This is a genomic window from Streptomyces sp. ISL-94, from assembly GCF_018614075.1.
In the GTDB taxonomy this organism is placed as follows: domain Bacteria; phylum Actinomycetota; class Actinomycetes; order Streptomycetales; family Streptomycetaceae; genus Streptomyces.
Genome location: NZ_JAGGOZ010000031.1, coordinates 1 through 24,400, shown reverse-complemented (window position 1 = coordinate 24,400; position 24,400 = coordinate 1). Strand labels below are relative to the sequence as shown.

Below are 24,400 nucleotides of genomic sequence, written 5' to 3'. Positions count from 1 at the left end.
CGTGCCGTTCGCACCTGGCACGATGTGGGGGTGACCGAAGCCGTGACCCCGCCGATCCCGCCGTCTCCCCTCGACCCTCTTGGTCCTCCGCCGGAGAAGACCACCGCGGCGGACTTCCGTGACGGGGCCGCCGTCACCCTGGCCGTGGGGGTGGCCGGTCTGCTCCTCGGGGCGCTGTGGGTGTGGCTGGCGCCGCGGGTGCAGTACGTCTCCAACGGGGAGGCGGTCTTCCTGCGCAACAGCGAGAGCGAGGCCCGGATCGGGTCCGACGGGACCTTCTTCCTGCTGGCTGCGGGGCTGGGGCTGCTGAGCGCGGTCGGTACGTTCCTGTGGCGCCGGCGCGGTGGCGTGCCGCTGGTCATCGGGCTGGCCGTCGGGTCGGGCTTCGCCGCGCTCGTGGGGTGGCGGTTCGGGCTGTGGCTGGGGCCGTCCTCGGACCTGGCGGCCGCCGCGCAGAAGGCGGGCAAGGGGGTCCCGTTCGACGCGCCGCTGCAACTGCTGGCGCACGGCGCCCTGCTGGCCTGGCCGATGGTCGCCGTCCTGGCCCACCTGGGCCTGACCGCCCTGTGGACCCCCGGGGACCCCGCCCCGGCCGCGGACCGGCCGGGCGTCTACCCGCCGCCGCACGTCCACGCCACTCCGGCCCCGCCGGAAACCCCGCGCCCCTGACCCTGCGGGCCCGCATGGCCCAGAGCCGGGGCTCCGCCCCGTACCCCGCGCCTCAAACGCCGGCAGGGCTGGATTTGGCCTGGCTGGGTGGTTTGGTGCGGCTTACAGCCCGGGGCTCCGCCCCGTACCCCGCGCCTCAAACACCGGCGGGGCTGGAGTGTGGTCCGGCTGAGAGGGCTCGCGCGGCTCAAGCCCGCGGCGGAGCCCCGGCAGTGGAGCTGTGGGTTCTAGGGGCGGGCCACCGGGGCGAGGACGGCGGCGGTGAGGGTGGCCAGGTCCGACGGGGCGAGTTCGACCTCCAGGCCGCGACGGCCGGCCGAGACGCAGACCGTGGCGTGGGCAGCGGCAGACGCGTCCAGGACCGTGCGCAGGCGCTTGCGCTGCCCCAGCGGGGAGATGCCGCCCCGGACGTAGCCCGTGGTGCGTTCCGCTGCGGCGGGGTCCGCCATCGATGCCCGCTTGCCGCCCACCGCCGTCGCCAGGGCCTTCAGGTCCAGTGAGCCGGAGACCGGGACCACCGCCACCGTCAGGGTTCCGTCCACGTCCGCGACCAGGGTTTTGAAGATCCGGGCCGGCGGGATGCCGAGGGCCTGCGCCGCCTCCTCGCCGTAGGAGGGGTGGGACGGATCGTGTTCGTATGCGTGGGTGGTGAAGGGGACGGCCGCCGCCGTGAGGGCGACGATCGCCGGGGTGCCCGCCGCCTGCTTCGGTTTCTTCGCCATCAGTTCGGGCTCGTCGGGGCTCGGGTCAGCTCCACCGCCGGCAGCGACGGGAGGTGGCGGATCACCGCGGTCTCCGCGCGGAGCAGTTTCAGCTCCTCCGCCAGACGCGTCGCCGTGTCCGGGGCCTGGAGCAGCCGCTGCTTCGCCGGGATGTCCAGCATCGTCGCCGCTGCCACCAGGTACGAGACCACCGACGGCTCGTCGGGGAGTTCCGCGGCCGTCAGCGACCGCTCACGCGCCCCGGCCAGCCGCTTCTGGTACGTGCGGAAAGCCCGCAGCACCCCCTCGGCCAGCGCCCCCGCGCCCTCGCCCGCGTCCTCCGGGAGTTCCTCCAGCTCCGCCGTGAGGAAGGGGCCCGAGGCGTCGACCGACAGCAGCCGGACCCGCGTCGTGCCGGTCGCCAGGACCTCGAAGCTGCCGTCCTCCCGCTCCCGGATCGTCGCCGCGTCCGCGATGCAGCCCACCCGGTGGAAGGCCTGTACCGGGTCCGCGCCGAAGCCCGCGGCCGGGCCGCGCTCGGGCAGGGCCGTCTGGTCCGGCAGGCCGGGCGCCGTCGGCGCGACCTCCCGGCCGTCGCGGATGGCGACGACCGCGAAGCGGCGCGGCTCGTCCTCACCCGTCTTCAGCAGCTCGCGCATCATGGCGCGATAACGCTCCTCGAAGATGTTCAGCGGGAGGACGAGTCCCGGGAACAGCACCGAGTTCAGCGGGAAGAGGGGCAGGCGAACGGTGGTCACGAGGCAAAGGGTAGTGGCCCGGCGGCCGGCCCCGTCACCCCCGCCTCAGCAGCCGCGACGCGCCCGCCGCCACCGTCGTGGCCAGGATCCACCCCAGGACGACCAGGGTCGCCGCACCCCACTGCCAGCCGCCCGCCACCTTCCACTGGCCTTCCTGGCCGAGGTCGATCACCGGGAGCAGGAGGTCCAGGGCGTACAGGGCGGCGTTCCAGTGCGGGTGCTCGTCTCCCTTGATCGGCGGCGGCTTGTGCTGGGAGAACAGAAGCGCGCCCGCCGCCCACAGCACCGCCATCCACAGCGCGGCCCGGCCCGGCCGGTACCCGTAGACCACCGTCCAGTCCTGGAGGTAGCCCCACGCCTTGGCGGCCGGCGGCAGGGTGGTCCGGCGGCGCCGCTGCTTGGCGAGGAGGACCTCGCGGGCGTCCGCGTCCTCACCGCTGGCCCGCAGGACGGCGGCGAGGCGCTCGTAGGGCTCCGGGGAGTACTCCACGGCGGCCGCCTCGACCCAGGCCAGCCGCCGGTCCAGCGGGAAATGGCCGCGGGGTGCGAGGTTCTCGTAGACGAAGCCCTCGATCGACACCCCGCCGGGGCCCGGCCAGCTGGTGGAGGTGTCCACCAGCTTGACCACCTTGGCCCCGGACACCACGACCCGCCCCCGCTCAGGCCGCTCGCCCACGAAACGGAACTCGGGGGTCTGGATCCGGCGCAGGGAGATCTCCTGCTCGTCGGTGAGCACGAACCGCGCCCCGTAGAAGTCGATGGCGTCGCCGAAGCGGCCGTCGTCCAGCCGCATCCCGCCCCGGCACTCGAAGCGCTGCGCCCGCTGTCCGCGCGTCGGCGTCAGCCCCAGCCCGTAAGGGGGAGTGGAGGAGCCCGAGCCGCCGGGGCCGTAGTCCATCGCGATCGAGGTCAGGTACAGGGTCCGCTCGACGGTCAACTGCGGCGCGTTCAGCGCGTACCGCCCATACGGGTTGCGCAGGCGGGCCCCGCGCAGGTTCATCGACACGCCCACCTTCGCGCCGCGCAGGCTCAGCTCCCCGTACGTCTCCAGCAGCTCGGCCTGGAAGTCCTGCGCCACCGACATCCCGTCGGCGGTGATGGCCCGGCCCTTGCTGTCCCGCTGCACCACGGCCTGGCTGATCAGCAGGTCGGTGCCGATCTGCGCGTCGGTCAGCCGGATGCCCCGGGCCACCCGGCAGCGCGGCATGTGCAGATCGCCCTCGGTGTGCAGGCGGGCTGCCTCCAGCCGGGGTATCGCGCAGTTGATCAGGCGCAGCGTGCCGAAGCGGGCCTCGGAGAGCTGCACCTCGCTGTCGAAGCGGCAGGACTGGAGCTCCACGTACGGGCCGACCGTGCCGCCGGACAGGTCGAGCCGCCCGGTGATCCGTACGCCGCGCATCTTGAGCGAGGCCACCTTGCCCGGCACCGGGGCCGGCCCGTGGAGCAGCAGCAGGGCCACCACACCCGCGCGGACGCCGCGCTCGGGGCCCCAGACGTGCTCGCCGTGCGGATCGTCCCGGTCGGCGGCGCCTGGGGGCACCTCCCGGCGGTAGCCGGGGGAGCTCAGATCGCAGACGCTGCCCGTGCGGTATGCCTCCCACATGCGGTGCTCGGCGGCGGTGAGATCCGCCGGTTCCTCACCCGCGCGTGCCTCGGTCATGGCGGCCCCCCTCCGCTGTCACGTACGTCACGTACATACCTGGGAAAATACGTGTGTGGGGAACGCTATCGGGGGCCTGTGACATCCGGGGCGTGTATCAGCCAGTGATACAGGCGAACGGTGGCGGTGGGCGGTCTGAGAGAATTGGGAGGTGATCTCTCGTATCGACCTGCGCGGTGACGCCCTTCCCGAGGGCGGCGCCCTGCGCGATCTGCTGCCCCGTGCCGAGTTCGACGTAGAAGCTGCCCTGGAGAAAGTGCGGCCCATCTGCGAGGACGTCCATCATCGTGGCACGGCGGCGCTGATCGAGTACGCGCAGAAGTTCGACGGGGTCGAACTCTCGCAGGTCCGGGTACCCGCGGAGGCCGTCAAGGCCGCCCTGGAGCAACTGGACCCCGCCGTCCGCGCCGCCCTGGAGGAGTCGATCCGGCGCGCCCGGATCGTGCACCGGGGCCAGCGCCGCACCGAGCACACCACCCAGGTGGTCCCCGGCGGCACCGTGACCGAGAAGTGGGTTCCGGTGGAGCGCGTGGGGCTGTACGCCCCGGGCGGCCGCTCGGTGTACCCGTCCTCCGTCGTCATGAACGTCGTACCGGCGCAGGAGGCGGGCGTCGAGTCGATCGCGCTCGCGTCGCCGCCCCAGAAGCCCCGTTTTGAAGGAGACCCAGCCGGCGGGCTGCCGCACCCGACGATCCTCGCCGCGTGCGCGCTCCTCGGCGTGGACGAGGTGTACGCGGTCGGCGGCGCCGTGGCCGTCGCGATGTTCGCGTACGGCACGGAGGACTGCCTGCCGGTGAACATGGTGACCGGCCCCGGCAACATCTGGGTCGCCGCCGCCAAGCGCTACTTCACCGGGAAGATCGGCATCGACACCGAGGCCGGCCCGACCGAGATCGCGGTCCTCGCGGACTCCACGGCCGACCCGGTGCACGTGGCCGCCGACCTGATCAGCCAGGCCGAGCACGACCCGCTCGCCGCCGCCGTCCTCGTCACGGACTGCGCGGAGCTCGCGGACGCCGTGGAGAAGGAGCTGGAGCCGCAGGTCGCGGCCAGCAAGCACGTCGAGGACCGGATCAAGCCGGCGCTCGCGGGCAAGCAGTCCGCGATCGTGCTGGTCGACAGCCTGGAGGACGGCCTGAAGGTCGTCGACGCGTACGGCGCCGAGCACCTGGAGATCCAGACCGCCGGCGCCGCCGCCTGGGCCGCCCGCGTGCGCAACGCCGGCGCGATCTTCGTCGGCCCGTGGGCCCCGGTCTCGCTCGGCGACTACTGCGCCGGGTCGAACCACGTGCTGCCCACCGGCGGCTGCGCCTGCCACTCCTCGGGCCTGTCCGTGCAGTCCTTCCTGCGCGGCATCCACATCGTCGACTACACGCGCGACGCCCTCGCCGAGGTCACCCACCACGTGGTGACGCTGGCCGAGGCCGAGGACCTGCCCGCCCACGGCGCCGCCCTCAAGGCGCGCTTCGGATGGAAGGTGCCGACCGTATGACCGGCATCGGCATCGACGACCTCCCCATCCGGGACGAACTGCGCGGCAAGACCCCGTACGGCGCCCCGCAGCTCGACGTGCCCGTCCAGCTGAACACCAACGAGAACCCGTACGAGCTCCCCGCCGAGCTCGTCGCGCGGATCGCCGAGCGCGTCGCCGAGGCCGCCCGCACCCTCAACCGCTACCCCGACCGGGACGCGGTCGAGCTGCGCACCGAGCTGGCCGCCTACCTCACCCGTACCGGCAAGCACCCGGTCGCCAAGGAGAACGTCTGGGCCGCCAACGGCTCCAACGAGGTGCTCCAGCAGCTGCTCCAGACCTTCGGCGGGCCGGGCCGCACCGCGATCGGCTTCGAGCCCTCGTACTCGATGCACGCGCTGATCGCCCGCGGCACCGGGACGGGGTGGATCTCCGGCCCGCGCCGGGAGGATTTCACGATCGACGTGGCGGGGGCCGAGCAGGCCATCGCGGAGAGCGCCCCCGACGTCGTCTTCATCACCTCGCCCAACAACCCCACGGGCACCGCGGTCGAGGCGGAGACCGTCCTCGCCCTCTACGAGGCCGCGCAGGCGGCCAAGCCCTCGCTGGTCGTCGTGGACGAGGCGTACGTGGAGTTCAGCCACCGGGACTCGCTGCTGCCCCTCATCGAGGGCCGGCCGAACCTGGTGATCTCCCGGACCATGTCCAAGGCCTTCGGCGCCGCCGGTCTGCGCCTGGGCTACCTGGCCGCGCACCCCGCCGTGGTCGACGCCGTCCAGCTGGTGCGCCTGCCGTACCACCTGTCGGCCGTCACCCAGGCGACCGCGCTGGCCGCCCTGGAGCACACCGACACCCTGCTCGGCTACGTCGAGCAGCTCAAGGCCGAACGGGACCGCCTCGTCACCGAGCTGCGGGCCGCCGGCTACGAGGTCACCGAGTCCGACGCGAACTTCATCCAGTTCGGGAAGTTCGAGGACTCGCACACCGCCTGGCAGAAGATCCTCGACCAGGGCGTCCTGGTCCGGGACAACGGCGTACCGGGCCGGCTGCGGGTCACCGCCGGCACCCCGGCAGAGAACGACGCGTTCCTGGAAGCGGTTCGCGCACTGAAGAAGGAGCAGCACGCATGAGCCGCATCGGACGGGTCGAACGGACCACGAAGGAGACCTCTGTCCTCGTCGAGATAAACCTCGACGGCACCGGCAAGGTCGACGTCTCGACGGGCGTGGGCTTCTACGACCACATGCTCGACCAGCTCGGCCGCCACGGCCTCTTCGACCTCACGGTCAAGACGGACGGCGACCTGCACATCGACAGCCACCACACCATCGAGGACACCGCCCTCGCGCTCGGCGCCGCCTTCAAGCAGGCCCTCGGCGACAAGGTCGGCATCTACCGCTTCGGCAACTGCACCGTGCCGCTCGACGAGTCCCTCGCCCAGGTGACTGTCGACCTGTCCGGCCGCCCCTACCTCGTGCACACCGAGCCCGAGAACATGGCGCCGATGATCGGCGAGTACGACACGACGATGACCCGGCACATCTTCGAGTCCTTCGTCGCGCAGGCCCAGATCGCGCTGCACATCCACGTCCCGTACGGCCGCAACGCCCACCACATCGTGGAGTGCCAGTTCAAGGCCCTCGCCCGCGCCCTGCGGTACGCCGCGGAGTTCGACCCGCGCGCGGCCGGGATCCTGCCCTCCACGAAGGGCGCCCTCTAGCCGTGAACGGCCTCAACACCATCCTGATCGTCGTCGGCCTCTTCCTGGCCGGCGGTGTCTACTCCTTCCAGAAGCAGAAGATGCCCCTGTCGGTCGTCATCCTGCTCGCCATCGGCTCCGCGATGTGTCTGGTCGCCGGGGTCCTGCGGATCCAAGGAATCTGGGAATGAGCGCAGCCACCAAGACGGTCGTGGTCTTCGACTACGGCTTCGGGAACGTCCGCTCCGCCGAGCGCGCCCTCGCGCGCGTCGGCGCGAACGTCGAGATCACCCGCGACTACGACAAGGCCATGGACGCCGACGGGCTCCTCGTCCCCGGTGTCGGCGCCTTCTCCGCCTGCATGCAGGGCCTGCGGGACGCCCGCGGCGACTGGATCATCGGCCGCCGGCTCTCCGGCGGACGCCCGGTCATGGGCATCTGCGTCGGCATGCAGATCCTCTTCGAGCGCGGCATCGAGCACGGCGTCGAGACCGAGGGCCTGGACGAGTGGCCCGGCACGGTCGGCCCCCTCAAGGCCCCCGTCGTCCCCCACATGGGCTGGAACACCGTCGAGGCCCCCGCCGACAGCCAGGCCTTCGCCGGCCTGGACGCCGACGCCCGGTTCTACTTCGTGCACTCGTACGCCGCGAAGGACTGGAGCCTGGAGGTCACCAACCCGGCGATCCGCGCCCCCAAGGTCACCTGGGCCACCCACGGCGAGCGCTTCGTCGCGGCGGTGGAGAACAGGGCCCTGTGGGCCACCCAGTTCCACCCGGAGAAGTCCGGCGACGCCGGAGCGCAGCTCCTCACCAACTGGATCGAGACCCTCTGATGACTGCGACGCAGAAGACGCTTGAGCTCCTCCCCGCGGTCGACGTCCGCGACGGGCAGGCCGTCCGCCTCGTGCACGGGGTGTCCGGCAGCGAGACCTCCTACGGCTCCCCGCTGGACGCGGCCCTCGCCTGGCAGCGCTCCGGCGCCGAATGGCTGCACCTGGTCGACTTGGACGCCGCCTTCGGCACCGGCGACAACCGCGCCCTGGTCGCCGAGATCACCGGCGCCATGGACATCAAGGTCGAGCTCTCCGGCGGCATCCGCGACGACGCCTCCCTGGCCGCGGCCCTCGCCACCGGCTGCACCCGCGTCAACCTCGGCACCGCCGCCCTGGAGACCCCCGAGTGGGCCGCCAGGGCCATCGCCGAGCACGGCGACAGGATCGCGGTCGGCCTCGACGTACGCGGCACCACCCTCAAGGGCCGCGGCTGGACCAGCGAGGGCGGCGACCTGTACGAGACGCTCGCCCGCCTGGACTCCGAGGGCTGCGCCCGCTACGTCGTCACCGACATCGGCAAGGACGGCACGCTCACCGGCCCCAACCTGGAGCTGCTGAAGAACGTCTGCGCCGCCACCGACCGGCCCGTCGTCGCCTCCGGCGGCATCTCCTCCCTCGACGACCTGCGGGCGCTGTCCGAGCTGGTCCCGCTGGGCGTCGAGGGCGCGATCGTCGGCAAGGCCCTGTACGCCAAGGCCTTCACCCTGGAAGAAGCCCTGAAGGTGGTCTCCGCATGAGCTCCGACGCAGTACGCCGCATCTCCTCCGGCGGCGCCTACGAGGACGTCATCGGCTACTCCCGCGCCGTCCAGCTCCCGAACGGCCTCGTCCTGGTCTCCGGCTGCACCGCCGCCGACGCCAACGGCCCGTACGACCAGGCCATCGGCGCCTTCGGCGTCGCCTTCAAGGCCCTCGCCCAGGCGGGCCTCGGCCCCGAGCACGTGGTCCGCACCCGGATGTACCTCACCCACGCCCGGGACGTGGAGGACGTGGGCCGCGCCCACAAGGAGCTGTTCGACGCCGTCCGCCCCGCCGCATCCATGATCATCGTCTCCGGCTTCGTCGACCCCAGCATGGTCGTCGAGGTCGAGGTCGAGGCGTACGGAGGTGCGGCGGCATGACCCTCGCCGTACGAGTGATCCCCTGCCTGGACGTGGACAACGGCCGGGTCGTCAAGGGCGTCAACTTCCAGAACCTGCGCGACGCCGGCGACCCGGTGGAGATGGCCAAGCTGTACGACGCCGAGGGCGCCGACGAGCTGACCTTCCTCGACATCACCGCGTCCTCCGGGAACCGCGAGACCACCTACGACGTGGTGCGCAGGACCGCCGAGCAGGTCTTCATCCCGCTGACCGTGGGCGGCGGCGTCCGCACCGCGGACGACGTGGACAAGCTGCTGCGGGCCGGCGCGGACAAGGTGGGCGTGAACACGGCCGCCATCGCCCGCCCCGAGCTGATCCAGGAGATCGCGGAGCGCTTCGGGCGCCAGGTGCTGGTGCTGTCGGTCGACGCGCGCCGGACCGCCTCCGGATCGTTCGAGGTCACCACGCACGGCGGCCGCAAGGGCACCGGCATCGACGCGGTCGCGTGGGCGCACCGGGCGGCCGATCTGGGCGCCGGGGAGATCCTGCTGAACTCGATGGATGCCGACGGCACGAAGGACGGCTACGACACGGAGATGATCGCGGCCGTACGCAAGCACGTGACGGTCCCGGTGATCGCGTCGGGCGGTGCGGGGCGGCTGGAGCACTTCCCGCCGGCGATCGCGGCCGGTGCCGATGCGGTGCTCGCGGCGTCGGTGTTCCACTTCGGCGACCTGCGGATCTCCGAGGTCAAGGCCGCCCTGAGCGAAGCGGGCCACCCGGTCCGCTGACCGGCTGCCGACTGGGGCCGGCCCGCCGCTGCCGGGGGTCGGCCCCCGGCAGCGGCGCCGCCCGTGCGGTCAGATGCCGAGCTTGGCGGCCGTCAGCCGGGCCACGGCCGCCTTCTCACCCTCCAGCGAGACATCGGCGGCCTCCTGCCGCCCGAAGCAGAACAGCGTCAGTTCTCCCGGCTCGCCCGACACCGTCACCACCGGCGTGCCCTTGTGGGCCACCGCCGTCTGGCCGTTCGGGCGGCGCAGGACCAGGCCCACCGGGGCGCGGCGGCCCGTCAGGCGGGCCAGTTTCTCCAGCCGGGACCACAGCGCGTCCGAGAACACCGGGTCCAGCTCCCGCGGGGACCAGTCCGGCTGGGCCCGACGCACGTCCTCCGCGTGGACGTAGAACTCCACCGCGTTCGCGGCCTCGTCGATCTGCTTGAGGGAGTAGACCGACATCTTCGGCGGCCCCGTGCGGATCAACTGGATGAGTTCCTCGTACGGCTTTGCCGTGTACTCCTCCATCGCCTTGTCCAGGCGGCCCTTCAGTACGTTCAGCAGCAGGCCCCCCGCCGCGTCCGGGCGTCGCTCCCGGACCACCAGGTGCGCCGCCAGTACCCGGCAGGTCCAGCCGTCGCACAGCGTCGGCGCCTCCGGCCCGGCCGCCTCCAACAGGTCCGCCAGCAGCAGTCGTTCGCGCTTCGCATGGGTAGACATGCGGGTCAGCCTACGGCTGGATCACGCCGCGTGCCTGCTCATCAGGCGGACAGTGATCCGTATCCGGCATTCCCGCCCGGCACAATGGCCGCATGAGTACGTCCCCCCGCCCCGGCAACCTCGATCCCGCCGTTGCCGCGCGCCTCAAGCGCTCCGCCGACGGCCTGGTACCGGCCATCGCCCAGCAGTACGACACCGGTGAGGTGCTCATGCTCGGCTGGATGGACGACGAGGCCCTGTACCGCACCCTGACCACCGGCCGCTGCACGTACTGGTCCCGCAGCCGCCAGGAATACTGGGTGAAGGGGGATACTTCCGGCCACTTCCAGCACGTGAAGTCCGTCGCCCTCGACTGTGATGCCGACACCGTGCTCGTCAAGGTCGACCAGGTCGGAGCCGCCTGCCACACCGGTGCCCGCACCTGCTTCGACGACGATGTCCTCCTCCGCCGCGACGCCGACTAGGTAGGGTCCCACGCAATGGATCTTGAGACGTTCCGCAAGCTCGCGGCCGACCGCCGCGTCATCCCCGTGAGCCGCAAGCTGCTCGCCGACGGGGACACCCCCGTGGGGCTCTACCGGAAGCTGGCCGCAGAACGCCCCGGCACCTTCCTGCTGGAGTCCGCCGAGAACGGCCGCTCCTGGTCCCGGTACTCCTTCGTCGGCGTACGCAGCGACTCGACGCTGACCGTCAAGGACGGCCAGGCGCACTGGATCGGCACCCCGCCCGTCGGCGTACCCACCGAAGGCGACCCGCTCGACGCCCTGCGCGCCACCGTCGAGGCCCTGCACACTCCCCGCGACCTCGCGGGCGGCATGCCCCCCTTCACCGGCGGCATGGTCGGCTACCTCGGCTACGACATCGTGCGCCGCCTGGAGCGCATCGGCGAGCACACCGCCGACGACCTCGAACTGCCCGAGCTGACCATGCTCCTCACCTCCGACCTGGCGGTCCTCGACCACTGGGACGGCACCGTCCAGCTCATCGCCAACGCCATCAACCACAACGACCTCGACTCCGGGGTCGACGAGGCCTACGCCGACGCCGTCGCGCGCCTCGACGCCATGGAGGCCGACCTCGGGCGGGCCGCCCCGTATGCCCCGTCCCCGCTGCCCGCCTCCGAGCTGCCGCAGTTCTCCGCGCTCTGGGGCGGCGAGCAGTACCAGGCCGCCGTCGAGGACATCAAGGAGCGGATCCGGGCCGGCGAGGCCTTCCAGGTGGTGCCCTCGCAGCGGTTCGAGACCCCCTGCGAGGCCTCCGCGCTGGACGTGTACCGGGTGCTGCGGGCCACCAACCCGTCCCCGTACATGTACCTCTTCCGCTTCGAGAACGGCTTCGACGTGGTCGGCTCCAGCCCCGAGGCGCTGGTCAAGGTCGAGGACGGGCGGGCCATGGTCCACCCCATCGCCGGCACCCGGCACCGCGGGGCCACCCCGCAGGAGGACAACGACCTCGCCGAGGAGCTGCTGGCCGACCCCAAGGAGCGCGCCGAGCACCTGATGCTCGTCGACCTGGGCCGCAACGACCTGGGCCGGGTCTGCGAGCCGGGCTCCGTTGAGGTCGTCGACTTCATGAGCATCGAGCGGTACTCGCACGTCATGCACATCGTGTCCACCGTCACCGGGCGGGTCGCCGAGGGCAGGACCGCCTTCGACGTGCTCACCGCCTGCTTCCCGGCCGGCACCCTGTCCGGTGCGCCCAAGCCGCGCGCCATGCAGATCATCGAGGAGCTGGAGCCCTCCCGCCGCGGCCTGTACGGCGGCTGCGTGGGCTACCTGGACTTCGCCGGGGACTCCGACACGGCCATCGCCATCCGCACCGCGCTGCTGCGTGACGGGACGGCGTACGTCCAGGCCGGAGCCGGGGTCGTCGCCGACTCGGTGCCCGAGCTGGAGGACCAGGAGTGCCGCAACAAGGCGGCCGCCGTGCTGCGCGCGGTGGGAGCGGCGAACCGCCTCCACCGCTCCTGAGGGCGTAGGGGATAGTGGGGTGCGTGAGTGCCGTACCCCCGCCCCGAACCCCTGCCGAGGCCCCCGAGAGCAAAGGCGGCCGCCGCAGCGTGGCCGTCGCCCTGCTGCTCGGCACGCTCGGCGCCACCGTCGTCCTGCTCGCCTCCGGCCGGATCTGGGCCCGGGGCACCACCGTCTTCGGCGGCGATTCGCTCGCTCTGACCGCGGACGGGCGGGCCGTCACCGGACTTCCCGCGGCCCTGGCCATCGTGGGGCTCGCCGCCCTGGTCGCCGTCTTCGCCGTACGCGGCAAGGGCCGGCTGCTCGTGTCCGGGCTGCTGGCGCTCAGCGGCCTGGGCGCGGCCCTGACCGCGGTCCTCGCCGCCGACGGCCGCCGGGCCCTGGACGCGGCGGCCGCCCGTACGACCGCGGACACCGCGGCCCGGGCGGCGGGGCTGACCCAGACGGCGTGGCCGTACGTCACCGCCGTCGGCGCGGTCCTGATCCTGGCCGCCGGGCTGCTGGCCCTGCGCTTCGGCCGGAGCTGGCCGGCGATGGGCGGCCGCTACGAGCGCGACGGCAGCCCGCGGACCCGTAAGGCCCCGGCGGTGGATCCGGACCGGCCGGAGGATCTGTGGAAGGCTCTGGACCGGGGCGAGGACCCGACCCACTGAGCCGACCCGCTGACCGGACCCACTGAGCCGACCCGCTGACCGGACCCGCGGACCGGACCCGCTGAGCCGACCCGCTGACCGGACCCGCTGAGCCGACCCGCTGACCGGACCCGCTGACCGGACCCGCTGAGCCGACCCGCTGAGCCGGCCTGCGGACCGGCCCCCCGGGCCGGACAGCCGGCCGGCCCCGCAGATCCGGCCGCGATGACCGGCCGACTGGCCGACCCCCGTGGACGGCGACCCCGCCCCGTGCGGGACAATGACCCCGAGCGTTCGACACAGACCGCACGTTCGACACAGCAGCGCGACAGAGCAAACGAGGAGCAACTCATGGCGGGCACTAGCCACGGACACACCCCGGCCGCCTGGACCGGTGTCATCATCGCCTTCATCGGTTTCTGCATCTCCGGCGCCTTCATGGTGATCGCGAACCCGCTGGGCTTCTGGGCCGGTCTCGTCGTCGTCGCGATCGGCGGTGTCGTCGGCATGGCCATGAAGGCCGCGGGCATGGGTGCGCCGAAGGCCTCCCACAAGGACCTCGCCGAGGTCATCGCCGCCGCCAAGGTGCCCGCCAAGGTCTGAGCGGTACCGAGGTTCCGAAAGGCGCGGCCCCGCGGGGCTGCGCCTTTTGCCATGACCGGAGAGAATCAGCCCGTGGACGCCTCCAGCACTCCTGATGTCGCGCCGCCGCCGGCGGCGCCCCCGGCCTCCCGCCCCCGGCGGCTGGCCGCCCCGACGCTCACCCTGGCCGCGGCCGTTGCCGCCTTCGCGTACGTCGGGGCCGTGGACCCCAATGAGCCGGGCCACTATCCGGTCTGCCCGCTGTTCCGGCTGACCGGAATCCTGTGCCCCGGATGTGGCGGCCTGCGCAGCGCGCACGCGTTCGCCCACGGCGATCTGACCACCGCTTTCGGGGCAAATGCCCTCGCCGTCCTCGGCTACTTCGCCTTCGCCGGATTCCTGGCCCTGTGGCTGGTTCGAGCCGTCCGGGGCGGGCCCGCGCCCCAGATCGTGCTGCGGGCGCCTTACTGGTGGGCGATCGGCGCCGTGGCCCTCGTTTTCGCCGTTGTCCGGAATCTTTCTTTCGGTTCCGCGCTCGCCCCCTGAGGCCCGTATCCAGGCCGAATGAAGCCCCGATTCCGAATGTCCAGTTACTGGGACGGCGTCAACCGCGTGCGGAGTGCAAGGCCACCTGCGGATACCATTTGATTGCTGACCTTGCAGTGGTACGTGTCTGCAAGGCGGCCGACCGTCATCGACCCGGAAGGGGGCCGCTCGCGTGAGTGTGCTCGACGAGATCATCGAAGGGGTCCGCGAAGACCTTGCCGAACGGCAGGCCCGCGTGAGCCTCGACGAGCTCAAGGAGCGTGCCGCCAAGGCGCCCCAGGCCAAGGACGGCGTCGCCGCACTGCGCGGTGACAGCGTCAAGGTGATCTGCGAGGTCAAGCGCTCCAGCCCGTCCAAGGGCGCGCTGGCCGCGATCGCCGATCCGGCCGGGCTCGCCGCCGACTACGAGGCGGGCGGTGCGGCAGTCATCTCCGTCCTCACCGAACAGCGCCGCTTCGGCGGCTCGCTGGCCGACCTGGAGGCCGTCCGCGCCCGCGTGGACATCCCGATCCTGCGCAAGGACTTCATCGTCACGGCGTACCAGCTCTGGGAGGCCCGCGCCTACGGCGCCGACCTCGCGCTGCTGATCGTCGCGGCCCTGGAACAGGAGGCGCTCGTCTCCCTCATCGAGCGGGCCGAGACCATCGGTCTCACCCCGCTCGTCGAGGTCCACGACGAGGAAGAGGTCGAGCGTGCGGTTGCGGCCGGCGCCAAGATCATCGGCGTCAACGCCCGCAACCTCAAGGACCTCAAGGTCGACCGCTCCACCTTCGAGCGCGTCGTCGGCGAGATCCCGGCCCACATCGTCAAGGTCGCCGAGTCCGGCATCCGCGGGCCGCACGACCTGATCGCCTACGCCAACGAGGGCGCCGACGCCGTCCTGGTAGGGGAGTCCCTGGTCACCGGCCGCGACCCGAAGGCGGCCGTGGCCGACCTCGTCGCCGCCGGGGCCCACCCCGCCCTGCGCCACGGACGGAGCTGACCCGTCCCATGGCCCACGACCGCCCCTCCGTCCGCACCCGACCCGGCCGCCGCGGCCCGGTCGGCGTGCCGACGGCGCACGCGCCCCTGGCGCGCGGCTGCCGCCCTCGCGGCTGCCGCGCCCCGGCCCGGCGCGTGCACGGGCGGCGGGTCCGGTACGTGATCGGCTCCGAGCCCGGCCAGGTCAACGGCATGCGATGGCGCCGCGGAAGCGCGCCGTAACGAGGAATCGCGCGGTCAGCACCGCGCGGGTCCGCTACGGTCTGTCGCCCCGGGCCGCCGGCCCCGGGCACGGGCCGCTCCGCAGCGTTTTCAGGCACGCCGAAAGGTGTGTGTGTCACGGGCGGGCGGCGCAATACGGTGAAGAGCACTTCCGCCGCATCTCGCACCCGTAGGAGCACTGGCACATGTCCAGCGAGTTCTTCATTCCGGACCCGGAGGGTCACGTTCCGAACGCCGAGGGCTACTTCGGCGACTTCGGCGGCAAGTTCATCCCGGAGGCGCTCGTCGCCGCCGTGGACGAGGTCGCCGTCGAATACGAGAAGGCCAAGAGCGACCCCGCCTTCACGGCCGAGCTCAACGAGCTGATGGTCAACTACACGGGCCGCCCCAGCGCCCTCACCGAGGTGCCCCGGTTCGCCGAGCACGCCGGCGGCGCGCGGATCTTCCTCAAGCGCGAGGACCTCAACCACACCGGCTCGCACAAGATCAACAACGTGCTGGGCCAGGCGCTGCTCACCAAGCGCATGGGCAAGACCCGCGTCATCGCCGAGACCGGTGCGGGCCAGCACGGTGTCGCGACCGCCACCGCCTGCGCCCTCTTCGGCCTCGAATGCGTCATCTACATGGGCGAGATCGACACCCAGCGCCAGGCGCTGAACGTCGCCCGCATGCGGATGCTGGGCGCCGAGGTCATCGCGGTGAAGTCCGGCTCGCGGACGCTCAAGGACGCCATCAACGAGGCGTTCCGCGACTGGGTCGCCAACGTGGACCGCACCCACTACCTCTTCGGCACGGTCGCCGGACCGCACCCCTTCCCGGCGATGGTCCGCGACTTCCACCGGGTCATCGGCGTCGAAGCCCGCCGCCAGATCCTGGAGCGCGCCGGCCGGCTGCCCGATGCCGTCGCGGCCTGCGTCGGCGGCGGCTCCAACGCCATCGGCCTCTTCCACGCCTTCATCCCGGACGCCGATGTCCGCCTGGTCGGCTTCGAGCCCGCCGGGCACGGCGTGGAGACCGGCGAGCACGCGGCCACACTGACCGCCGGCGAGCCCGGCATCCTGCACGGCTCCCGCTCCTACGTCCTCCAGGACGAGGAGGGCCAGATCACCGAGCCGTACTCCATCTCGGCCGGTCTGGACTACCCGGGCATCGGCCCGGAGCACTCCTACCTCAAGGACAGCGGGCGCGGCGAGTACCGCGCGGTCACCGACGACGCCGCGATGCAGGCCCTGCGCCTGCTCTCCCGTACGGAGGGCATCATCCCGGCGATCGAGTCGGCGCACGCCCTCGCGGGCGCCCTCGACCTGGGCAAGGAGCTGGGCAAGGACGGCCTGCTGGTCGTCAACCTGTCCGGCCGCGGTGACAAGGACATGGACACGGCCGCCCGCTACTTCGGGCTGTACGACGGCGCCGAGGGGGAGACGAAGTGAGCACCGCCAGTGACAAGACCGGGCGCATCCAGCTGCTGAGCGACACCCTCGCGAAGGCCAAGTCCGAGGACCGCGCGGCCCTGGTCGCCTACCTCCCGGCGGGCTTCCCGACCGTCGAGGGCGGCATCGAGGCGGTCAAGGCCGTCATCGCGGGCGGCGCGGACGTGGTCGAGGTCGGCCTCCCGCACAGCGACCCGGTTCTGGACGGCGCGATCATCCAGACCGCCGACGACATCGCCCTGCGCGGCGGCGTCAAGATCGCCGACGTGATGCGCACGGTCCGCGAGGCGCACGAGGCCACCGGGGCCCCGGTCCTGGTGATGACGTACTGGAACCCCATCGACCGCTACGGCGTCGAGCGGTTCACCGCCGAGCTGGCGGCGGCGGGCGGCGCGGGCTGCATCCTGCCCGACCTGCCGGTCCAGGAGTCCGCGCTGTGGCGCGAGCACGCGGAGAAGCACGGTCTGGCGACCGTCTTCGTCGTGGCCCCCAGCAGCAAGGACGAGCGCCTGGCCACCATCACGGCGGCCGGCTCCGGCTTCGTCTACGCGGCCTCCCTCATGGGCGTCACCGGTACCCGCGAGTCGGTCGGAAACCAGGCGCAGGACCTGGTCCGGCGCACCCGCGCCACTGCTGGTGCCCGTCGTGGCCTCCCTGTCTGCGTCGGCCTCGGGGTCTCCAACGCCGTCCAGGCCAAGGAGGTCGCCGGCTTCGCCGACGGGGTGATCGTCGGCTCGGCCTTCGTGAAGCTCCTGCTGGACGCGCCGGACCTGCCCGCGGGGCTGGCCGCCGTACGGGCGCTGGCGGCCGAGCTTGCGGAAGGCGTACGCAGGTCCTGACGCCGGGCGGGTTGCGGAAGGGTTCTGTAGCCCGATCGGGTGGAAGTGGGAGCAGGGGGGCACGCGAGTGCCTCCCTGCTTCGTTTGGCCGAACGTGAGCGAGAAGAACGACGGTGCGAACCGCGATGCGACGAAACGATCGGCCCGCGAGCGACTCCAGATGGAGCGCGAGCGGCAGAAGAGCCGGGACAAGCGGCGGCGGACCCTCATCGTGGCGGCGGCGGTGGTCGGCGTACTGGGCCTGGCCGCCGTCGTCGGCTTGATCGCGGCCAACACCGGCAAGGGCGACAAGACCGCCAAGGCGGGCCCGGTGGTCGCCCCCTCCGGGGCCACGGGCAAGGACGCGCTCGCCATCCGGACGGGCAAGGAGGAGGCCAAGTCCACCCTGACCGTGTGGGAGGACTTCCGCTGTCCCGCCTGCAAGGCCTTCGAGGAGAACTACCGGGCCACCATCCACGACCTGGAGGCCAAGGGGCTGCTCAAGGTCGACTACCACCTGGTCACGCTCATCGACGGCAACATGGGCGGCAGCGGATCGCTGAAGGGCGCGAACGCGGCGGCCTGCGCGCAGGACGCCGACAAGTTCTCCGCGTACCACGACGTCCTCTTCCAGAACCAGCCGCAGGAGACCGACGACGCCTACGGCAAGAACGCCAAGCTGCTGGAACTGGCCGGCAAGGTGGAGGGGCTCGACACCCCCGCGTTCCGGTCGTGCGTCGAGGACGGCACCCACAACAGCTGGGTCGGCACATCCCAGGAGGCCTTCCGCGCCGGGAAGTTCCGGGGCACGCCGACCGTACTGCTCGACGGCAAGGACATCTTCTCCGACCAGGCCAATCCGGTGACCCCGCAGAAGCTGAAGGAGCAGGTGGAGGCCGCGGCCAAGGGCGCCTCCGGCGCCCCGGCGGTGAAGGGTACGGCCAAGGCCTCAGCGTCGGCCTCACCGTCGGCGACTCCCTCGGCGCGGGGTTCGAAGTCACCGTCGAAGAGCGGATCGGCGGGCGCGGGGGAGGGCTGACAGCCCCAGGCAGGGCGGTGCGCGCCCCTGTCTGTCCGTCTGTATCCGTGCGTGTCCGTGTGCATTTCGTACGTGTCCGTGTGTGGATTTGGTTTCGGCTTGCCGGGCGGGTTGCGGTCTGCACCGCCCGGCAGGGTAGCGTCGGGTCTGCCATGGACCTTGCTTACATCCCCAGTCCGTCGACCGGCGTGATCCATCTCGGACCGATCCCGCTCCGCGGCTACGCGTTCTGCATCATCATCGGCGTCTTCGTCGCAGTCTGGCTCGGCAACAAGCGCTGGATCGCGCGCGGCGGAAAGCCGGGCACGGTCGCCGACATCGCCGTGTGGGCGGTGCCGTTCGGCCTTGTCGGCGGTCGCCTCTACCACGTGATCACCGACTACCAGCTCTACTTCGGCGAGGGCCGCAACTGGGTCGACGCCTTCAAGATCTGGGAGGGCGGCCTCGGCATCTGGGGCGCGATCGCGCTGGGCGCGGTGGGCGCCTGGATCGGCTGCCGGCTGCGGGGCATCCCGCTCCCGGCCTGGGCGGACGCCCTGGCCCCCGGCATCGCGCTGGCCCAGGCCTGCGGGCGCTGGGGCAACTGGTTCAACCAGGAGCTGTACGGCCGTCCCACCGAGCTGCCGTGGGCGCTGGAGATCAGCGAGGGCCCGAACCGGGTCGCGGGCACCTACCACCCGACGTTCCTGTACGAGTCGCTGTGGTGCATCGGTGTCGCGGTGCTGGTCATCTGGGCCGACCGCCGCTTCAAGCTCGGGCACGGGCGGGCGTTCGCCCTGTACGTGGCCGCGTACTGCGCCGGGCGCGTCTGGACCGAGTACCTTCGGGTCGACGAGGCGCACCACGTCCTGGGGCTGCGGCTCAACGTCTGGACCGCGATCGTGGTCTTCGTGCTGGCCGTGGTCTACCTGGTCCTGTCGGCGAAGCTGAGGCCGGGCCGCGAGGAGGTCGTGGAACCGGACCCGGACCCGGCCGATTCCCCCGAGGCCGACGCCGAGGCCAAGTCCTCGGACGGCGCTGACCCTGCGGGCGCGGAGGCCGAGGACCCGAAGCCCGACGCGGCCGAAACCGCGCAGGCCCCGGAGAAGACCCCGGTCCTGACGAAGCCCGAGCCGGCCGACACGACCCCGTCACCGAAGCCGGAAGGGGCAGACGCCCCGGAGGCCAAGAAGCTCTGACAAGGCTCCGCACAAGGGGGCGCCGCGCACGCCGCGGCGCCCCCTTCTGCGCGCCGGCCGATCCAGCCCCGCCGGCGTTTGAGGCGCGGGGTCCGGGGGCCGGCCCCCGGCGATGGCGCCGCACCCGCCGGACGGCCGGGCACCTCCAGCCCCGCCGGCGTTTGAGGCGCGGGGTCCGGGGGCCGGCCCCCGGCGATGGCGCCGCACCGCCGGCCGGCCGGGCACATCCAGCCCCGCCGGCGTTTGAGGCGCGGGGTCTGGGGCGGAGCCCCGGGAAGCGGCCCGCAGGCACCCACCTCACCCTCACCCCCTGGCACCTTCGGGCCGGCCGGGCACATCCAGCCCCGCCGGCGTTTGAGGGGCGGGGTCTGGGGCGGAGCCCCGGGAAGCGGCGCGGCAGCCGGCCGTGGCGGGGCGGTCACCGGGTGGCCATCCGCGCGGCGAGCGCAAGGGTGCGGTGCGCCGCAGCCACCACCGCCGGGTCCACGAAGCGCCCGTCCGGCAGCGCCAGCGCCCCCGGCGTGGCGCGGGCCGCCGTCAGGATCTCCGCCGCCGCCGCCACCTCCGCGGGAGCGGGCAGGTACGCCCGCTCGATCACCGGCAGCTGGCGCGGGTGGATCGCCGCCCGGCCGAAGAAGCCCAGCGAGCGCCCGCGCGCGCAGGAGACGGCCAGCGCCTCCAGGTCCCGGATGTCCGGGAACACGGACTGCGCGGGCGGCGCCAGCCCCGCCGCACGGGCCGCGACCACCACCCGCGAGCGGCACCAGTCCAGGCCCGCCTCCGCGCTGACCGCCAGGTCGGCCCGCAGGTCCGCCTCTCCGAGCGACAGCCCGCGCAGGGCGCCATGCGCGCGGGCGATCTCGTACGCGCGCTCCACCCCCAGCGCCGACTCCAGCAGCGCGTGCAGACAGACCCCGCCCGTGCGTTCGGCGGCGGCGACCACCTGCTCCGGCGCGCTGATCTTCGGCAGCCGCAGCCCCGCCAGCCCGTGCAGTCCCGCGAGGGCGGTGAGGTCGGCGCCGCCCCAGGGCGAGTCGAGCGGGTTGACGCGTACGTGGACGGGCACCGGCTGCCGCTCGCCGAGGCGCTCGGCCGTGGCGGCGCGGGCGTACTCCTTGCGGGAGACCGGAACGGCGTCCTCCAGGTCCACGATGACGGCGTCCGCCCCGCAGCCGATGGCCTTGCCGACCACCTCAGGGCGGTCGCCCGGCGCGTACAGCCAGGTCAGGATCACAGCGCCCCCTCCCTCCGCAGAGCGCTGATCTCGGCCCCGGTCAGGCCGAGCTCCGTCAGCACCTCGTCGGTGTCCGCCCCGTGCGGGCGGCCCGCCCAGCGGATCCCGCCGGGGGTCTCGGAGAGCCGGAAGAGGACGTTCTGCATCCGGAGCGGTCCGAGCTCCGGATCCTCGACCTCGGTGACCGTGTCCAGCGCCGTGAACTGGGGATCGGCCATCACGTCCCGGACGTCGTAGATCCGGGCGACGGCGGCCTCGGCGTCCTCGAAGGCGGCGATGACCTCCTCCGCCTTGTGTCGGGCGATCCAGCCGCCGACCGCCTCGTCCAGGACCTGCGCGTGGGCCGCCCGCCCGGAGCCGGTCGCGAACCAGGGCTCCGCGATCAGCTCGGGCCGGCCCACCAGCCGCATCACCCGCTCGGCGACGGACTGGGCGGAGGTGGACACCGCCAGCCAGCGGTCGTCGGCGCTGCGGTAGGTGTTGCGGGGGGCGTTGTTCGTGGAGCGGTTGCCGGTGCGCGGCTGGACGTAGCCGAGCTGGTCGTACCAGAGCGGGTGCGGGCCGAGCACGGTGAGGATCGGCTCGATGATGGCCAGGTCGACGATCTGGCCGTGCCCGGTGCGGTCGCGGCCCGCGAGCGCGGTCATCACGGCGTAGGCGGTGGTCAGTGCGGCGATGGAGTCCGCGAGACCGAAGGGGGGCAGGGTCGGCGGCCCGTCCGGCTCCCCGGTGATCGCGGCGAAGCCGCTCATCGCCTCGGCGAGGGTGCCGAAACCGGGGCGGTGGGCGTACGGGCCCTGCTGGCCGAAGGCCGTGACGCGGGTCAGGACCAGCCGCGGGTTGGCGGCGGACAGCTCGGGCCAGCCCAGCCCCCACCTCTCCAGGGTGCCGGGGCGGAAGTTCTCGATGACGACGTCGGCGGTGGCGGCGAGGCGCAGCAGGATGTCCCGGCCGCCGGGGGTGGACAGATCGAGGGTCATCGTCCGCTTGTTCCGACCGAGCAGCTTCCACCACAGGCCGACGCCGTCCTTGGCCGGGCCGTGCCCGCGCGAGGGGTCGGGGCGGCCGGGGTGCTCGACCTTGACCACCTCGGCACCGAAGTCCCCGAGCAGGGTGGCGGCCAGCGGCCCGGCGAACAGGGTGGCGAGGTCGAGGACGCGCATTCCTTGCAGGGGCCCTGCGGTTCCCCGGCTCGGGGCGCGAGCGGGGGCCGGTCCGGCTCCGGCGGGCGTCATGACGAGGCTCCGGTTCCGGCGGTCCGCGCGGCCAGGGCAGCGGCGTCGGTTTCGGCGCGGCTCGGCATCGAGTCCTGGGCGCCGGGGCGCTGGACGGACAGGGCGGCGGCGCAGGAGGCCCAGACGAGGGCGTCGGCCATCGCGCGGCCCTCGCCCAGGGCCACCGCGAGGGCGCCGACGAAGGTGTCCCCGGCCGCGGTGGTGTCCACGGCCCGGACCCGGGGCGCGGGCACGGTCAGCGGTTCCCGGCCGCGGGCGGCGTACAGGGCCCCGGCCGCACCGAGGGTGACCACCACCTCGGGGACGTCCTGCAGGAGGGCCCCGGCCGCCTGGCGGGGGTCGGTGAGCCCGGTGAGGGCGGCGGCCTCGTGCTCGTTCGGGACCAGCAGGTCGGTGGCGGCGAGGAGGTCGGCCGGCAGCGGTTGCGCGGGGGCCGGGGTGAGGACCGTACGGACGCCGTGGGCGCGGGCGGCCAGGGCTCCGGCGAGGACGGCGTCCAGGGGGAGTTCGAGCTGGAGGAGCAGGGCGTCGCAGGCGGCGATCCGGGAGTCGTCGCCCGCCTCCAGGCCGGTGACGTGGGCGTTGGCGCCGGGGATGACGATGATGCTGTTGCCGCCCTCGTCGTCCACGGTGATGTGGGCGGTGCCGCTGGGACCCTCGACGGTGCGCAGGGCCGCCGTCTCGACCCCGGCCGCGGTGAGCGCGGAGCGCAGCCGTACGCCGAACTCGTCGGCGCCTACCGCGCCGATCATCACCACCTCCCCGCCGAGGCGGGCCGCGGCGACGGCCTGGTTGGCGCCCTTGCCGCCGGGGACCGTGCGGAAGGCGCGGCCGGTGACGGTCTCCCCCAGGCGGGGGGCCTTGGGGACGTAGGCGACGAGGTCCATGTTCGTACTGCCGAGCACGGCGATGGCCGTCATGAGTGTGCTGCCTCCTGTGCTGCGAGGTGGTGGGTGAGGTGGGCGAGGGTGTCGAAGCCGACGCCGTCGAAGCCGGGGACGGTGGTGGCGAGGCGGTTCTTGAGCGGTGCGGTCCAGCGGTGCGGGATGTTCTGCGGTGACCCGGCCAGGATCCCGGCGAGGGCGCCGGCGGTGGCACCGTTCGAGTCGGTGTCCCAACCGCCGGACACGGCACGGCAGATGGACCCGGTGAAATCGCCGTCCGCGTGGGTGAGGGCCGCGGTGATCAGGGCGGTGTTGGGCAGGGCGTGCACCCAGTGGTGGTGGCCGTAGCGGGCGTGCAGCCGGTCCGCGACGCGGTCGAAGTCGGCCTCCCGCTCCGCCGCCGTGATCCCGAAGCGGACGGCCTCGGCGAGGCGGGAGTGGGGCGGCACGACGGCCAGGCCGGCCCGGAGCGCGGTGTGGACGTCGGCGCTGCCGGTGGCGGCCTCGGCGGTGGCGGCGGCGACGAAGAGCGCGGCGTAGACGCCGTTGGCGGTGTGGGTGAGGACGGCGTCGCGGTGGGCCTGGGCCGCGGCCGCGGCCGGATCGCCCGGGTTGGTCCAGCCGTGGACGTCGGCGCGGATGAGGGCGCCGATCCACTCGCGGAAGGGGTTGTGGCGGGTGGCGGTGAGCGGGGGCTCCAGGCCGTGCAGCAGATTGCGGTAGGCGACGCGCTCGGCGGTGAAGGTCCGGCCGGCGGGGAGTTCGTCGAGCCAGAGGCGGCCGACGTCGGCGGTGGTGAAGCCTTTGCCGTGCCGCTGGAGGAGGAGCAGGCCGAGGAGGGGGTAGTTGAGGTCGTCGTCCTCGGGCATGCCGTCGATGTTCTCTGCGAGTGAGGTGGGGGCGGAGCGGCGGTTCCAGGGGTGTGCGGCCAGGACCTCCGGTGGGACGCCGCACTCGGTGAACCAGTCGTCCAGCGGCCAGTTGCCGGCGGCCCGGGCCAGGGCCCGGATCCCGTCGAGCGGCAGCTTCTCGACGGGTTTGCCGAGCAGACATCCGACGGCCCGCCCGAGCCAGGCGGCTTCCAGCCGGGTCGGCGGGGTGGGGGCCGGGCCCGCCGGGGCGGGCTCCCGTGCCGTGGCGTGTGCTGCGCCGGGCGGGGGCGGCGGGGCGGGTTCCTGCCGTGGGGCGGTGTGGGCTGCGCCCGGGGGGGGGGGATGGTGGCCGACGGGGTGCGGGGTGGGCCGGCGGGCCGGGGGCGGCCAGGTGGCGCGGATGGCCTGCCAGG

The 24,400-nt window shown here is 73.1% G+C and carries 28 protein-coding genes; 20 read left to right on the top strand and 8 right to left on the bottom strand.

Annotated features, from left to right (window positions below; all coding sequences use genetic code 11):
* Window positions 1-30 precede the first annotated feature (30 nt).
* On the top strand, window positions 31-669 hold the full coding sequence (locus tag J7E94_RS12500; RefSeq protein ID WP_251056564.1) for a hypothetical protein: 639 nt from the start codon (window positions 31-33) through the stop codon (window positions 667-669).
* Window positions 670-896: 227 nt separating this feature from the next.
* Here J7E94_RS12500 and ybaK read toward each other — a convergent pair whose 3' ends face one another.
* The 3 genes from ybaK to J7E94_RS12485 are packed head-to-tail and all read right to left on the bottom strand — an operon-like array spanning window position 897 to window position 3,788.
* Complete coding sequence (ybaK, locus tag J7E94_RS12495; RefSeq protein ID WP_215014983.1) at window positions 897-1,391, bottom strand: Cys-tRNA(Pro) deacylase; 495 nt, start codon at window positions 1,389-1,391, stop codon at window positions 897-899.
* On the bottom strand, window positions 1,391-2,128 hold the full coding sequence (locus J7E94_RS12490) for an LON peptidase substrate-binding domain-containing protein (protein WP_215014982.1): 738 nt from the start codon (window positions 2,126-2,128) through the stop codon (window positions 1,391-1,393). The genes ybaK and J7E94_RS12490 overlap by 1 nt, the downstream gene beginning before the upstream one ends.
* Window positions 2,129-2,162: 34 nt before the next feature.
* Window positions 2,163-3,788, bottom strand: coding sequence for an oxidoreductase (locus J7E94_RS12485; RefSeq protein ID WP_215014981.1), 1,626 nt, complete (start codon window positions 3,786-3,788; stop codon window positions 2,163-2,165).
* 151 nt (window positions 3,789-3,939) lie between these two features.
* Between J7E94_RS12485 and hisD the strand changes: the two genes are divergently transcribed.
* The 8 genes from hisD to hisF are packed head-to-tail and all read left to right on the top strand — an operon-like array spanning window position 3,940 to window position 9,662.
* Window positions 3,940-5,280, top strand: coding sequence for a histidinol dehydrogenase (gene hisD, locus J7E94_RS12480; protein ID WP_215014980.1), 1,341 nt, complete (start codon window positions 3,940-3,942; stop codon window positions 5,278-5,280).
* Window positions 5,277-6,389, top strand: coding sequence for a histidinol-phosphate transaminase (locus tag J7E94_RS12475; protein ID WP_215014979.1), 1,113 nt, complete (start codon window positions 5,277-5,279; stop codon window positions 6,387-6,389). Before hisD ends, J7E94_RS12475 begins: the two co-directional genes overlap by 4 nt.
* Window positions 6,386-6,979 (top strand): imidazoleglycerol-phosphate dehydratase HisB, encoded by a 594-nt coding sequence (gene hisB / locus J7E94_RS12470; RefSeq protein ID WP_030155936.1) that lies wholly within the window; start codon window positions 6,386-6,388, stop codon window positions 6,977-6,979. Before J7E94_RS12475 ends, hisB begins: the two co-directional genes overlap by 4 nt.
* A gap of 2 nt (window positions 6,980-6,981) precedes the next feature.
* On the top strand, window positions 6,982-7,149 hold the full coding sequence (locus J7E94_RS12465; RefSeq protein ID WP_215014978.1) for a hypothetical protein: 168 nt from the start codon (window positions 6,982-6,984) through the stop codon (window positions 7,147-7,149).
* Complete coding sequence (gene hisH / locus J7E94_RS12460; RefSeq protein WP_215014976.1) at window positions 7,146-7,790, top strand: imidazole glycerol phosphate synthase subunit HisH; 645 nt, start codon at window positions 7,146-7,148, stop codon at window positions 7,788-7,790. The genes J7E94_RS12465 and hisH overlap by 4 nt, the downstream gene beginning before the upstream one ends.
* A complete protein-coding gene (gene priA, locus J7E94_RS12455; RefSeq protein ID WP_215014974.1) occupies window positions 7,790-8,527 on the top strand; it encodes a bifunctional 1-(5-phosphoribosyl)-5-((5-phosphoribosylamino)methylideneamino)imidazole-4-carboxamide isomerase/phosphoribosylanthranilate isomerase PriA in 738 nt (245 codons plus the stop codon). The genes hisH and priA overlap by 1 nt, the downstream gene beginning before the upstream one ends.
* Window positions 8,524-8,910 (top strand): RidA family protein, encoded by a 387-nt coding sequence (locus J7E94_RS12450; protein ID WP_215014972.1) that lies wholly within the window; start codon window positions 8,524-8,526, stop codon window positions 8,908-8,910. Before priA ends, J7E94_RS12450 begins: the two co-directional genes overlap by 4 nt.
* On the top strand, window positions 8,907-9,662 hold the full coding sequence (gene hisF / locus J7E94_RS12445; RefSeq protein WP_215014970.1) for an imidazole glycerol phosphate synthase subunit HisF: 756 nt from the start codon (window positions 8,907-8,909) through the stop codon (window positions 9,660-9,662). Before J7E94_RS12450 ends, hisF begins: the two co-directional genes overlap by 4 nt.
* Before the next feature lie 69 nt (window positions 9,663-9,731).
* Here the strand turns inward: hisF and J7E94_RS12440 are convergent, their stop codons facing one another.
* A complete protein-coding gene (locus tag J7E94_RS12440; RefSeq protein WP_215014968.1) occupies window positions 9,732-10,364 on the bottom strand; it encodes a TIGR03085 family metal-binding protein in 633 nt (210 codons plus the stop codon).
* A gap of 92 nt (window positions 10,365-10,456) precedes the next feature.
* Here J7E94_RS12440 and hisI point away from each other — a divergent pair, with 92 nt between their 5' ends.
* The 11 genes from hisI to lgt all read left to right on the top strand — a co-directional run bounded on the left by hisI (window position 10,457) and on the right by lgt (window position 19,762).
* The gene (gene hisI, locus J7E94_RS12435; RefSeq protein ID WP_215014967.1) at window positions 10,457-10,828 is read left to right on the top strand and encodes a phosphoribosyl-AMP cyclohydrolase; all 372 of its coding nucleotides are present in this window, start codon (window positions 10,457-10,459) and stop codon (window positions 10,826-10,828) included.
* A 15-nt stretch (window positions 10,829-10,843) separates the two neighbouring features.
* Window positions 10,844-12,334 (top strand): anthranilate synthase component I, encoded by a 1,491-nt coding sequence (locus J7E94_RS12430; RefSeq protein ID WP_215014965.1) that lies wholly within the window; start codon window positions 10,844-10,846, stop codon window positions 12,332-12,334.
* 14 nt (window positions 12,335-12,348) lie between these two features.
* The gene (locus J7E94_RS12425; RefSeq protein ID WP_215014964.1) at window positions 12,349-12,987 is read left to right on the top strand and encodes a TIGR02234 family membrane protein; all 639 of its coding nucleotides are present in this window, start codon (window positions 12,349-12,351) and stop codon (window positions 12,985-12,987) included.
* Between the two features lie 330 nt (window positions 12,988-13,317).
* Window positions 13,318-13,569, top strand: a complete 252-nt coding sequence (locus tag J7E94_RS12420; RefSeq protein WP_215014962.1) for an HGxxPAAW family protein — start codon at window positions 13,318-13,320, stop codon at window positions 13,567-13,569.
* A 51-nt stretch (window positions 13,570-13,620) separates the two neighbouring features.
* Window positions 13,621-14,094, top strand: coding sequence for a DUF2752 domain-containing protein (locus J7E94_RS12415; protein ID WP_215014960.1), 474 nt, complete (start codon window positions 13,621-13,623; stop codon window positions 14,092-14,094).
* A 172-nt stretch (window positions 14,095-14,266) separates the two neighbouring features.
* Window positions 14,267-15,076: an indole-3-glycerol phosphate synthase TrpC gene (gene trpC / locus J7E94_RS12410; RefSeq protein ID WP_215014959.1), complete on the top strand. Its 810-nt coding sequence runs from the start codon at window positions 14,267-14,269 to the stop codon at window positions 15,074-15,076.
* Between the two features lie 8 nt (window positions 15,077-15,084).
* Window positions 15,085-15,297 (top strand): tryptophan biosynthesis modulator TrpM, encoded by a 213-nt coding sequence (gene trpM, locus J7E94_RS34475; protein WP_251056563.1) that lies wholly within the window; start codon window positions 15,085-15,087, stop codon window positions 15,295-15,297.
* Between the two features lie 185 nt (window positions 15,298-15,482).
* Window positions 15,483-16,727 carry a tryptophan synthase subunit beta gene (gene trpB / locus J7E94_RS12405; protein ID WP_215014957.1) on the top strand — a complete coding sequence of 415 codons (1,245 nt, stop codon included), beginning with the start codon at window positions 15,483-15,485 and terminating at the stop codon, window positions 16,725-16,727.
* On the top strand, window positions 16,724-17,566 hold the full coding sequence (gene trpA, locus J7E94_RS12400; RefSeq protein ID WP_215014954.1) for a tryptophan synthase subunit alpha: 843 nt from the start codon (window positions 16,724-16,726) through the stop codon (window positions 17,564-17,566). The genes trpB and trpA overlap by 4 nt, the downstream gene beginning before the upstream one ends.
* A 94-nt stretch (window positions 17,567-17,660) precedes the next feature.
* Window positions 17,661-18,584 carry a thioredoxin domain-containing protein gene (locus J7E94_RS12395; RefSeq protein WP_215014952.1) on the top strand — a complete coding sequence of 308 codons (924 nt, stop codon included), beginning with the start codon at window positions 17,661-17,663 and terminating at the stop codon, window positions 18,582-18,584.
* 152 nt (window positions 18,585-18,736) lie between these two features.
* Window positions 18,737-19,762 (top strand): prolipoprotein diacylglyceryl transferase, encoded by a 1,026-nt coding sequence (gene lgt / locus J7E94_RS12390; RefSeq protein ID WP_215014950.1) that lies wholly within the window; start codon window positions 18,737-18,739, stop codon window positions 19,760-19,762.
* A gap of 418 nt (window positions 19,763-20,180) precedes the next feature.
* On the opposite strand, the gene J7E94_RS12385 is transcribed toward lgt, so the two are convergent.
* The 4 genes from J7E94_RS12385 to J7E94_RS12370 form a co-directional block, all read right to left on the bottom strand.
* Window positions 20,181-20,996 carry a CoA ester lyase gene (locus J7E94_RS12385; protein WP_215014949.1) on the bottom strand — a complete coding sequence of 272 codons (816 nt, stop codon included), beginning with the start codon at window positions 20,994-20,996 and terminating at the stop codon, window positions 20,181-20,183.
* Window positions 20,993-22,231: a CaiB/BaiF CoA-transferase family protein gene (locus J7E94_RS12380; protein WP_215014948.1), complete on the bottom strand. Its 1,239-nt coding sequence runs from the start codon at window positions 22,229-22,231 to the stop codon at window positions 20,993-20,995. The genes J7E94_RS12385 and J7E94_RS12380 overlap by 4 nt, the downstream gene beginning before the upstream one ends.
* Complete coding sequence (rbsK, locus tag J7E94_RS12375; RefSeq protein WP_215014947.1) at window positions 22,228-23,151, bottom strand: ribokinase; 924 nt, start codon at window positions 23,149-23,151, stop codon at window positions 22,228-22,230. The genes J7E94_RS12380 and rbsK overlap by 4 nt, the downstream gene beginning before the upstream one ends.
* The coding region (locus tag J7E94_RS12370; protein ID WP_251056562.1) for an ADP-ribosylglycohydrolase family protein at window positions 23,148-24,400 on the bottom strand (1,253 nt) is incomplete at its 5' end. The genes rbsK and J7E94_RS12370, both read right to left, overlap by 4 nt.

What these genes read in the sequence shown, in the direction of transcription:
- ybaK (WP_215014983.1), bottom strand. Translation starts at nt 1,391, where the DNA reads ATGGCGAAGAAACCGAAGCAGGCGGCGGGCACCCCGGCGATCGTCGCC.
- J7E94_RS12485 (WP_215014981.1), bottom strand. Translation starts at nt 3,788, where the DNA reads ATGACCGAGGCACGCGCGGGTGAGGAACCGGCGGATCTCACCGCCGCC.
- J7E94_RS12475 (WP_215014979.1), top strand. Translation starts at nt 5,277, where the DNA reads ATGACCGGCATCGGCATCGACGACCTCCCCATCCGGGACGAACTGCGC.
- hisB (WP_030155936.1), top strand. Translation starts at nt 6,386, where the DNA reads ATGAGCCGCATCGGACGGGTCGAACGGACCACGAAGGAGACCTCTGTC.
- hisH (WP_215014976.1), top strand. Translation starts at nt 7,146, where the DNA reads ATGAGCGCAGCCACCAAGACGGTCGTGGTCTTCGACTACGGCTTCGGG.
- priA (WP_215014974.1), top strand. Translation starts at nt 7,790, where the DNA reads ATGACTGCGACGCAGAAGACGCTTGAGCTCCTCCCCGCGGTCGACGTC.
- J7E94_RS12450 (WP_215014972.1), top strand. Translation starts at nt 8,524, where the DNA reads ATGAGCTCCGACGCAGTACGCCGCATCTCCTCCGGCGGCGCCTACGAG.
- hisF (WP_215014970.1), top strand. Translation starts at nt 8,907, where the DNA reads ATGACCCTCGCCGTACGAGTGATCCCCTGCCTGGACGTGGACAACGGC.
- J7E94_RS12440 (WP_215014968.1), bottom strand. Translation starts at nt 10,364, where the DNA reads ATGTCTACCCATGCGAAGCGCGAACGACTGCTGCTGGCGGACCTGTTG.
- hisI (WP_215014967.1), top strand. Translation starts at nt 10,457, where the DNA reads ATGAGTACGTCCCCCCGCCCCGGCAACCTCGATCCCGCCGTTGCCGCG.
- J7E94_RS12430 (WP_215014965.1), top strand. Translation starts at nt 10,844, where the DNA reads ATGGATCTTGAGACGTTCCGCAAGCTCGCGGCCGACCGCCGCGTCATC.
- J7E94_RS12420 (WP_215014962.1), top strand. Translation starts at nt 13,318, where the DNA reads ATGGCGGGCACTAGCCACGGACACACCCCGGCCGCCTGGACCGGTGTC.
- J7E94_RS12415 (WP_215014960.1), top strand. Translation starts at nt 13,621, where the DNA reads ATGACCGGAGAGAATCAGCCCGTGGACGCCTCCAGCACTCCTGATGTC.
- trpM (WP_251056563.1), top strand. Translation starts at nt 15,085, where the DNA reads ATGGCCCACGACCGCCCCTCCGTCCGCACCCGACCCGGCCGCCGCGGC.
- trpB (WP_215014957.1), top strand. Translation starts at nt 15,483, where the DNA reads ATGTCCAGCGAGTTCTTCATTCCGGACCCGGAGGGTCACGTTCCGAAC.
- lgt (WP_215014950.1), top strand. Translation starts at nt 18,737, where the DNA reads ATGGACCTTGCTTACATCCCCAGTCCGTCGACCGGCGTGATCCATCTC.
- J7E94_RS12380 (WP_215014948.1), bottom strand. Translation starts at nt 22,231, where the DNA reads ATGACGCCCGCCGGAGCCGGACCGGCCCCCGCTCGCGCCCCGAGCCGG.
- rbsK (WP_215014947.1), bottom strand. Translation starts at nt 23,151, where the DNA reads ATGACGGCCATCGCCGTGCTCGGCAGTACGAACATGGACCTCGTCGCC.